This is a genomic window from Sphaerospermopsis reniformis, assembly GCF_005402885.1.
GTDB lineage: Bacteria > Cyanobacteriota > Cyanobacteriia > Cyanobacteriales > Nostocaceae > Sphaerospermopsis > Sphaerospermopsis kisseleviana.
This window is the reverse complement of sequence record NZ_BJCE01000258.1, coordinates 1-7,343: the sequence shown is the minus strand read 5'-3', so window position 1 is coordinate 7,343 and position 7,343 is coordinate 1. Positions and strand designations below refer to the sequence as shown.

Here is a 7,343-nt window from a genome sequence, read left to right as displayed (position 1 = left end):
TTTTATACAAAAAATGTACTTCGGCTTCGCTCAGTACAAGGTCTGTTTAGCCTCAGTTTTTGTTACCAATTGTACATTTTTGTTACGTATTTCCTCCCTTGTCACCTTGTCTGCCTTGTCCTCCAAGTCTTGCCCTCACGACAATGTAAAATACCTACCCTTGTGAGCTGCCCCCTGCCCCCTGCCTCCTGAATGAACTCCTTGAACTCCTGAACTCCTGATTATGCCAATTACTACCCAGCAATTAATACAATGGAAACAGCAAGGACGGGCAATTGTCGCTTTGACTGCTTGGGATTATGCGATCGCTCAACTGTTAGATACAGCTGGTGTAGATTTAATCTTGGTGGGTGATTCTCTGGCAGTTATGCTGGGATATGAAACCACTCTGCCAGTTACGTTAGAAGAAATGATCCACCATGCTAAAGCTGTGCGTCGTGGTGTAAAACGGGCTTTGGTGGTGGTAGATTTACCATTCTTAACTTATCAAGAAAGTGTTTCCCAAGCGATGCACTCTGCTGGCAGAATACTGAAAGAAACTGGCGCACAGGCGGTAAAATTAGAAGGTGGCTATCCGGCAATGGTCGAAACTGTAGCCCGGTTGGTACAAGCTGGTATTCCTGTCATGGGTCATGTGGGTTTAACACCGCAATCAGTACATCAACTCGGTTTGCGACAACAGGGCAAAACTCAGACCGCAGGAGAGCGCATTTTCAATGAGGCGATCGCTCTAGAACAAGCTGGTGTATTCTCTCTAGTCTTAGAACATATCCCCGCCAATTTAGCATTAGAAATTACTCAAAAAGTACGTGTTCCTACCATCGGCATCGGTGCGGGTGTTGATTGTGATGGTCAAGTATTGGTGACTTCTGATGTTTTGGGGCTTTCAGAAAAACAGCCACCCTTTGCTAAAGTTTATACAAACTTACGAGAACAAATTACCAACGCAGTCCAAAGTTACGCCTTAGAAGTGCGCGGTGGACAATTTCCTAATTAGTTATTGGTGATTGGTCATTAGTTATTAGTCATTGGTCATTAGTTTAATTTTACCCAATCACCAGTCACCAATCACCAATCACCAATGTCATTTAGGTACATCTGAGTAATTCTATTACTATAGAGTACGTAAGGCTGCTAGTTTGTTATAGAAACACATAATTTTTGCTGAATTGTTGCGGATAAGGACTAAACTTAAAAATCTTGTACAGCAAATTCGTAAGCAGTCAGGAGTCAGGAGTCAGAATGTTTTATCAAACAGTAGATTATCAAATATATGATTTTGGACGTAACTGTTAAAAACCTGACTGCTGACCGCTAATAGCTAAATGCTTGCGGAAAACCTATCATTGTAAATGAAGTAATCATGTCTAAGGTTCTTGTTTCCGATCCCATTGACCAAGCTGGTATTGACATTCTTTCCCAAGTTGCTACAGTTGATGTCAAAACAAATCTAAAACCAGCAGAACTAATAGAAATTATTGGTGAGTATGACGCGCTGATGATTCGTTCTGGAACTCGCGTTACTCAAGAAATTATTGAAGCCAGTACCCAATTAAAAATTATTGGCCGTGCTGGTGTGGGTGTGGATAATGTGGATGTTCCTGCGGCTACCCGTAAAGGTATTGTAGTCGTTAATTCCCCAGAAGGAAATACCATTGCGGCTGCCGAACACGCATTAGCAATGATGTTATCTTTATCTCGTCATATCCCCGATGCTAATGCTTCTGTAAAAAGGGGAGAATGGGACAGAAAAACTTTTGTCGGTGCGGAAGTCTATAAGAAAACCCTGGGTATTGTGGGGTTAGGAAAAATCGGTTCTCATGTTGCTCATGTAGCTAAGGCAATGGGGATGAAGTTATTAGCTTATGATCCCTTTATTTCTACAGAAAGAGCAGAACAAATTGGTTGTCAGTTGGTGGAATTAGATTTATTATTCCAACAAGCAGACTATATCACTTTACACATTCCCAAAACTCCAGAAACTGCCAATTTAATCAACGCTAAAACTTTGGCGAAGATGAAACCAACCACCAGAATTATTAACTGTGCTAGGGGGGGAATTATTGATGAGGCAGCATTGGCAGCGGCGATTAAAGAAGGTAAAATTGCAGGTGCAGCTTTAGATGTATTCGACTCTGAACCTTTGGCAGAATCTGAGTTGCGATCGCTGGGTAAAGATATAATTCTCACACCCCATTTAGGTGCATCTACTGCCGAAGCCCAAGTAAACGTAGCCATAGACGTGGCAGAACAAATCCGCGATGTGTTGTTAGGACTACCAGCCCGTTCTGCGGTAAATATTCCTGGACTCGGACCCGATATCTTGGAAGAACTCAAGCCGTATATGCAGTTAGCGGAAACCTTGGGTAACTTGGTAGGACAACTGGCAGGTGGCAGGGTGGAAACACTGAATGTTAAACTACAAGGGGATCTGGCTACTAATAAGAGTCAGCCTTTAGTAGTAGCGGCGCTGAAAGGGTTGCTTTACCAAGCTTTGCGGGAACGGGTAAATTATGTCAATGCCAGCATAGAAGCCAAAGAAAGAGGTATTCGGGTAATTGAAACCAGGGATGCTTCAGCAAGAGACTATGCAGGTTCGCTACATTTGGAAGCTACAGGTACTTTAGGTACTCACTCTGTCACAGGTGCTTTGTTGGGTGATAAGGAAATTCACTTAACTGATGTGGATGGTTTCCCCATTAATGTGCCACCTAGCAAATATATGCTGTTCACCTTACACCGGGATATGCCAGGAATTATCGGTAAACTCGGTTCTTTACTGGGCAGTTTTAACGTTAACATTGCCAGTATGCAGGTAGGAAGGAAAATCGTCCGTGGTGATGCAGTAATGGCTTTAAGTATTGATGATCCTTTACCAGATGGCATCTTGGATGAAATTAAACAAGTATCTGGTATTCGGGATGCTTATACAGTAACACTTTAAAACAGGTGACAGGTGACAGGTGACAGGTGACAGTTATATTCTTTATTCCCTGTTTCCTGTTCCCCGTTCCCTGTTCCCTGTACTAGTAATTTAAAATTCTATGGCAAATACTTGGTGGGAACTGAAAATTTTATGTGAACCAGACCTAGAAGATTCTATCTTTTGGCGACTGGAAACTTTTGGCTGTCGTGGTACTGCTATTGAAAGCAAAGGAAATTCATCGCTGTTAAAGGCTTATTTGCCTAGCTTTCAAGCACAATTATTAGATTTATCGGCGTTATCTTTATGGTTGCGTCAAGATGCTTTGTGTATTGGGTTGCCTTCTCCGCTGTTACACTGGAATTTGATTGATGAGGAAGACTGGTCTAGTAGTTGGAAACAATATTGGCAACCTCAAGATATTGGCGATCGCTTCTTGATCAACCCCGCATGGCTACCATTACCTGCATCATCAGAACGGTTGGTGATTCGTCTTGATCCTGGTGTTGCTTTTGGTACAGGTAATCACGCCACAACTCAACTATGTCTAGAATCTCTGGAAATGCGCCTAAGTGCAATTCCTGATTCTTTTATAGGTACAGAGAATAAAAAAGATTCCCTAGTAATTGCGGATATTGGCTGCGGTTCTGGTATCCTTTCTGTAGGTGCTATACTCCTGGGGGCAAAAAAAGTTTATGCAGTTGATAATGATCCTTTGGCGGTAAAATCAACTTTGAGCAATCGCACCCTTAATGATATTAATTCAGAACGCTTGATCCCAGCCTTGGGTAGTGTGGACGTTTTGACAAAAATAATTGATCAGCCAGTTGATGGTATTGTTTGTAATATTTTGGCTGATGTCATTATTGAGTTAATTCCAGAAATGGCAGCTATTATTAAACCAAGTACCTGGGGTATTTTTAGTGGTATTTTATTAGAACAATCTAAAGCTGTGGCTGATGTTTTAGAACAAAATGGTTGGGTTGTGGCTACCCTGTGGAAACGCAAAGAATGGTGTTGTTTAAATGCCAGACGTTCTTAAAAACTGGTGACTGGGGACTGGGGACTGGGGACTGGGGACTGGGGACTGGGGACTGGGGACTGGGGACTGGGAAGATTAATAACCCATTACCCATTACCAATCACCAATTACCAATCACCAATCACCAATCACCAATCACCAATCACCAATCACCAAATTAAACCAGTGTTTGCAGATGTTGAATTAATTCTGGTGCTTGCAGTACACCTTCAATTCTATCTACAGGTTGACCATTCTTAAATAATACCAAGGTTGGTAAAGCTGCAATTTGATATTGACTAGCTAATTGAGTGTATTTCTCAGTGTCAATTTTGACAATTCGTAAACGGTCTTTTAATTGCAGATTCACTTGTTCTAAAATTGGTCCCATCATCTGACAAGGACCACACCATTCAGCGTAAAAGTCTACTAACACTGGTACATCAGAACCAGAGAGCATTTCTTCAAAGCTGTTAAATTGCTTTTTAGTTGTCATGATGGCACACACCAATTTTTGATTGTTTGTTTTAATGGTAGTTCTTAGAAATTAGAATCGGTGGAATTTTATTTTTTCTTGAGAAATTTTGCGGTTTCTTGATATTGGTTGATGTTCTCAATAAATTTATTAAGTATTGTTTCTAAATTTAAACATTTTCTTTTTTTGTGGTGATCAAATCGTATCGGCTCAATAAGTAGGGGAAAAAGAAAAAACGCTAAAGTGAGCAAGGGAGACAATAGCTTGATAGTATTACAGATTTAACAGAGGAAGGAGTCGCTAGAACGTCGATTCAGTAATGCTAGGTAATCTGTTTTTACCTTGTAGGGGCGAAGCATTCGGGTGATAACCTATCGCTGAAACCAGTTCATATTCTGTCCGAATGCTTCGCCCTTACGATTAATGAATCGGTGTTCTAGTGAGTTAGTAGATTTGGAGGTACCAAAAACGGATATTGTTTTAGGTTTTATATCCTCTCATGTGAGACATTTTACTGGTTTTGCATCGGTTTAGATTTTTTATTCATTTTCTGTTTTGCGTTCTTCCTTTGCGTCTCTGCGTCTTTGCGTGAAATAAACTCTCAATCAATCATTGAAACAAAGATTCCAAATCTCGATAACCACTAACTACACGCACAATTTCAATCCCACCATTAATAACTCGATAAAGAATCACATAACCATCCAAAGGAATACCCCGCAAATCAACCCTAATATTTTCATAGTCCCATATTAGGGTAATTAATTAAATACTTACACTTCTTTTCAAACTCATCAATAAAACGCTCTCCAGCATCAATATTTCTATTGGCAAAATAATCAATAATTTCTGATCAATCACGACTAGCTTCTGGAGAAATAATATGTGTTTTCATACTTATCTCTCTCTCGCTTGACGCAACTTATCCCGCAATTGTGCAATTACCACATCTCCCTCAATACCTTCCCCTCTATCCAATTGTTCAATAGCAACATCAACCTTTTCCCGTGTTTCTTCTACCCACTGCTGATAACCCTTATCCCACTCTAAAAGCAATTTCAAAGCTTTACTAATCACATCTTCAGGGTTAGCATACCTACCTGTGGCAATTTGCGCTTGAATAATTTTTTCTAATTCCGGTTCAATTTGGATATTCATGATTTATTCTGGTATTTGACCTATATATATTTTATATTTTATTATTAACACTTCTCTTCCTTTGTGTCTTTGCGTGAAATAAAAAAATCTCAAAATTTGCTATACCTCAAAATTTGCTATACTATAAACACACCTAAAAACTCATCTATTATTAACCATAAAATATATGACTCTTGCCCAATCTCACCAATATTTATCCCCAGAAGAATACTTAGAAGCTGAAAAATCCAGTCCTATTAAACATGAATATATTCAAGGGCAAATTTACGCAATGGCAGGTGCTAGTGATGCCCACGTGACAATCACTACTAATTTAGTTGCTCTTTTAAGAAATCATATTCGCGGTACAGGATGCCGTCTTTATGTTGCTGATATGAAAGCAAGAATTGAAACTCTGGATATTTTCTATTATCCTGATCTCATGGTAACTTGCGATCCAAGAGATACAGATTTTGAATATTTTAAACGCTATCCAAGTTTAATGATTGAAGTTTTATCACCTGCAACTGAAGCCTTTGATAGAGGTGATAAATTCATTGACTATCAAGAATTAGAAACATTACAAGAATATGTTTTAGTGAGCCAAAATCGTCAAAGAGTTGATTGTTTTCGTCGCAATAATCAAGGAAGATGGGAACTTTATATTTATAGAGGTAATCAACAATTGGAGTTAACAAGCGTAAATTTTAACTGTCTTTTAACCGATGTTTATGAAGATGTTAATTTTCCTAGTCGATAAGCTTCAATTTCTGCTGTAACCATCAATCAATGATATTATGCAAATAATCTCATTATCACCCAAAACATGACCCAAAAAATTACCCAAGTTGATGCTTTCACCCATACACCATTTACAGGCAACCCCGCCGCAGTTTGTGTATTAACAACTCCCCAACCAGACGACTGGATGCAACAAGTCGCCCAAGAAATGAATTTATCAGAAACGGCTTTTTTGATCAGAGAAAATGACGGTTTTAATCTGCGTTGGTTTACCCCATTAGTAGAAGTTCCTTTATGTGGTCATGCCACTTTAGCCAGCGCCCATGTATTATGGTCAGAAGGTCATTTATCACCAGAACAAGAAGCCCGTTTCTATACAAAAAGTGGTTTATTAATCGCTCAGAAAAAAGATAATTGGATTGAGTTAGATTTTCCTGTAAATTATTCCCAAACCCTAGAACCACCATCAGCATTAAATGAAGTTTTAGGAATAGATTATAAATCAGTTTACCTCAATTCTCTAGGTTATTTAGTAGAAGTTGCATCTGCGGAATTAGTGCGAGAAATGCAGCCGAATTTTCAACAGATGAAAAAATTACCCGTTGCTAATGTAATTGTTACCAGTATTGGTGATGGAGAATATGATTTTGTATCGCGGTTTTTTGCTCCAGGATTAGGTATTGATGAAGATCCAGTGACTGGTGCTGCACATTGTTGTTTAGCCCCATTTTGGCGTGAAAGGCTAAAAAAAGATGAGTTTTTAGCTTATCAAGCTTCTAGTCGTGGGGGTGTGGTTAAGATTTTTTATCCTGGGGAAAATCGCGTTTTTTTAGCTGGACAAGCTATAACTGTAATGCGCGGTGAGTTATTAGGTGACAGGTGACAGGTGACTGGGGACTGGTGACTGGGGACTGGGGACTGGTGACTGGGGACTGGGGACTGGGGACTGGTGACTGGGGACTGGTGACTGGTGACTGGTGACTGGTGACTGGTGACTGGTGACTGGCGACTGGTGACTGGTGACTGGGGACTGGGTAATCAATTTT

10 protein-coding genes are annotated in these 7,343 nt (G+C 39.8%); 6 read left to right on the top strand and 4 right to left on the bottom strand.

Annotated elements, in window-relative coordinates:
- The first annotated feature begins 223 nt into the window (after positions 1–223).
- The 3 genes from panB (at position 224) to prmA (ending at position 3,965) form a co-directional block, all read left to right on the top strand.
- Entirely contained in the window at positions 224–997 is a 774-nt protein-coding gene (panB, locus tag FFR48_RS23480) for a 3-methyl-2-oxobutanoate hydroxymethyltransferase (RefSeq protein WP_096569922.1), read from the top strand.
- 366 nt (positions 998–1,363) lie between these two features.
- Entirely contained in the window at positions 1,364–2,944 is a 1,581-nt protein-coding gene (serA, locus tag FFR48_RS23475) for a phosphoglycerate dehydrogenase (RefSeq protein WP_137669031.1), read from the top strand.
- A gap of 100 nt (positions 2,945–3,044) precedes the next feature.
- Positions 3,045–3,965, top strand: coding sequence for a 50S ribosomal protein L11 methyltransferase (prmA, locus tag FFR48_RS23470; RefSeq protein ID WP_096569926.1), 921 nt, complete (start codon positions 3,045–3,047; stop codon positions 3,963–3,965).
- On the opposite strand, the gene FFR48_RS23465 is transcribed toward prmA, so the two are convergent.
- Positions 3,913–4,059 carry a hypothetical protein gene (locus FFR48_RS23465; RefSeq protein ID WP_162501948.1) on the bottom strand — a complete coding sequence of 49 codons (147 nt, stop codon included), beginning with the start codon at positions 4,057–4,059 and terminating at the stop codon, positions 3,913–3,915. The genes prmA and FFR48_RS23465 overlap by 53 nt on opposite strands.
- A gap of 63 nt (positions 4,060–4,122) precedes the next feature.
- A complete protein-coding gene (trxA, locus tag FFR48_RS23460) occupies positions 4,123–4,440 on the bottom strand; it encodes a thioredoxin (protein WP_137669030.1) in 318 nt (105 codons plus the stop codon).
- Positions 4,441–4,842: 402 nt separating this feature from the next.
- Here trxA and FFR48_RS23455 point away from each other — a divergent pair, with 402 nt between their 5' ends.
- On the top strand, positions 4,843–4,953 hold the full coding sequence (locus tag FFR48_RS23455) for an element excision factor XisI family protein (RefSeq protein ID WP_137669029.1): 111 nt from the start codon (positions 4,843–4,845) through the stop codon (positions 4,951–4,953).
- 75 nt (positions 4,954–5,028) lie between these two features.
- Here FFR48_RS23455 and FFR48_RS30635 read toward each other — a convergent pair whose 3' ends face one another.
- Both FFR48_RS30635 and FFR48_RS23445 read right to left on the bottom strand, forming a co-directional pair.
- Positions 5,029–5,142 (bottom strand): type II toxin-antitoxin system RelE/ParE family toxin, encoded by a 114-nt coding sequence (locus FFR48_RS30635; RefSeq protein WP_371851477.1) that lies wholly within the window; start codon positions 5,140–5,142, stop codon positions 5,029–5,031.
- Between the two features lie 174 nt (positions 5,143–5,316).
- A complete protein-coding gene (locus FFR48_RS23445; RefSeq protein WP_137669028.1) occupies positions 5,317–5,577 on the bottom strand; it encodes a ribbon-helix-helix domain-containing protein in 261 nt (86 codons plus the stop codon).
- A 166-nt stretch (positions 5,578–5,743) separates the two neighbouring features.
- Between FFR48_RS23445 and FFR48_RS23440 the strand changes: the two genes are divergently transcribed.
- Positions 5,744–6,316, top strand: a complete 573-nt coding sequence (locus FFR48_RS23440; protein WP_096569940.1) for a Uma2 family endonuclease — start codon at positions 5,744–5,746, stop codon at positions 6,314–6,316.
- 66 nt (positions 6,317–6,382) lie between these two features.
- Entirely contained in the window at positions 6,383–7,180 is a 798-nt protein-coding gene (locus FFR48_RS23435) for a PhzF family phenazine biosynthesis protein (protein ID WP_137669027.1), read from the top strand.
- The last annotated feature ends 163 nt before the right edge of the window (positions 7,181–7,343 follow it).

Excerpts from the sequence above, each read along its gene's own strand:
- FFR48_RS23440 (WP_096569940.1), top strand. The coding sequence starts at position 5,744 with ATGACTCTTGCCCAATCTCACCAATATTTATCCCCAGAAGAATACTTA.
- FFR48_RS23435 (WP_137669027.1), top strand. The coding sequence starts at position 6,383 with ATGACCCAAAAAATTACCCAAGTTGATGCTTTCACCCATACACCATTT.
- FFR48_RS23455 (WP_137669029.1), top strand. The coding sequence starts at position 4,843 with ATGAATCGGTGTTCTAGTGAGTTAGTAGATTTGGAGGTACCAAAAACG.
- FFR48_RS23465 (WP_162501948.1), bottom strand. The coding sequence starts at position 4,059 with ATGGGTAATGGGTTATTAATCTTCCCAGTCCCCAGTCCCCAGTCCCCA.
- serA (WP_137669031.1), top strand. The coding sequence starts at position 1,364 with ATGTCTAAGGTTCTTGTTTCCGATCCCATTGACCAAGCTGGTATTGAC.
- panB (WP_096569922.1), top strand. The coding sequence starts at position 224 with ATGCCAATTACTACCCAGCAATTAATACAATGGAAACAGCAAGGACGG.
- trxA (WP_137669030.1), bottom strand. The coding sequence starts at position 4,440 with ATGACAACTAAAAAGCAATTTAACAGCTTTGAAGAAATGCTCTCTGGT.
- prmA (WP_096569926.1), top strand. The coding sequence starts at position 3,045 with ATGGCAAATACTTGGTGGGAACTGAAAATTTTATGTGAACCAGACCTA.
- FFR48_RS23445 (WP_137669028.1), bottom strand. The coding sequence starts at position 5,577 with ATGAATATCCAAATTGAACCGGAATTAGAAAAAATTATTCAAGCGCAA.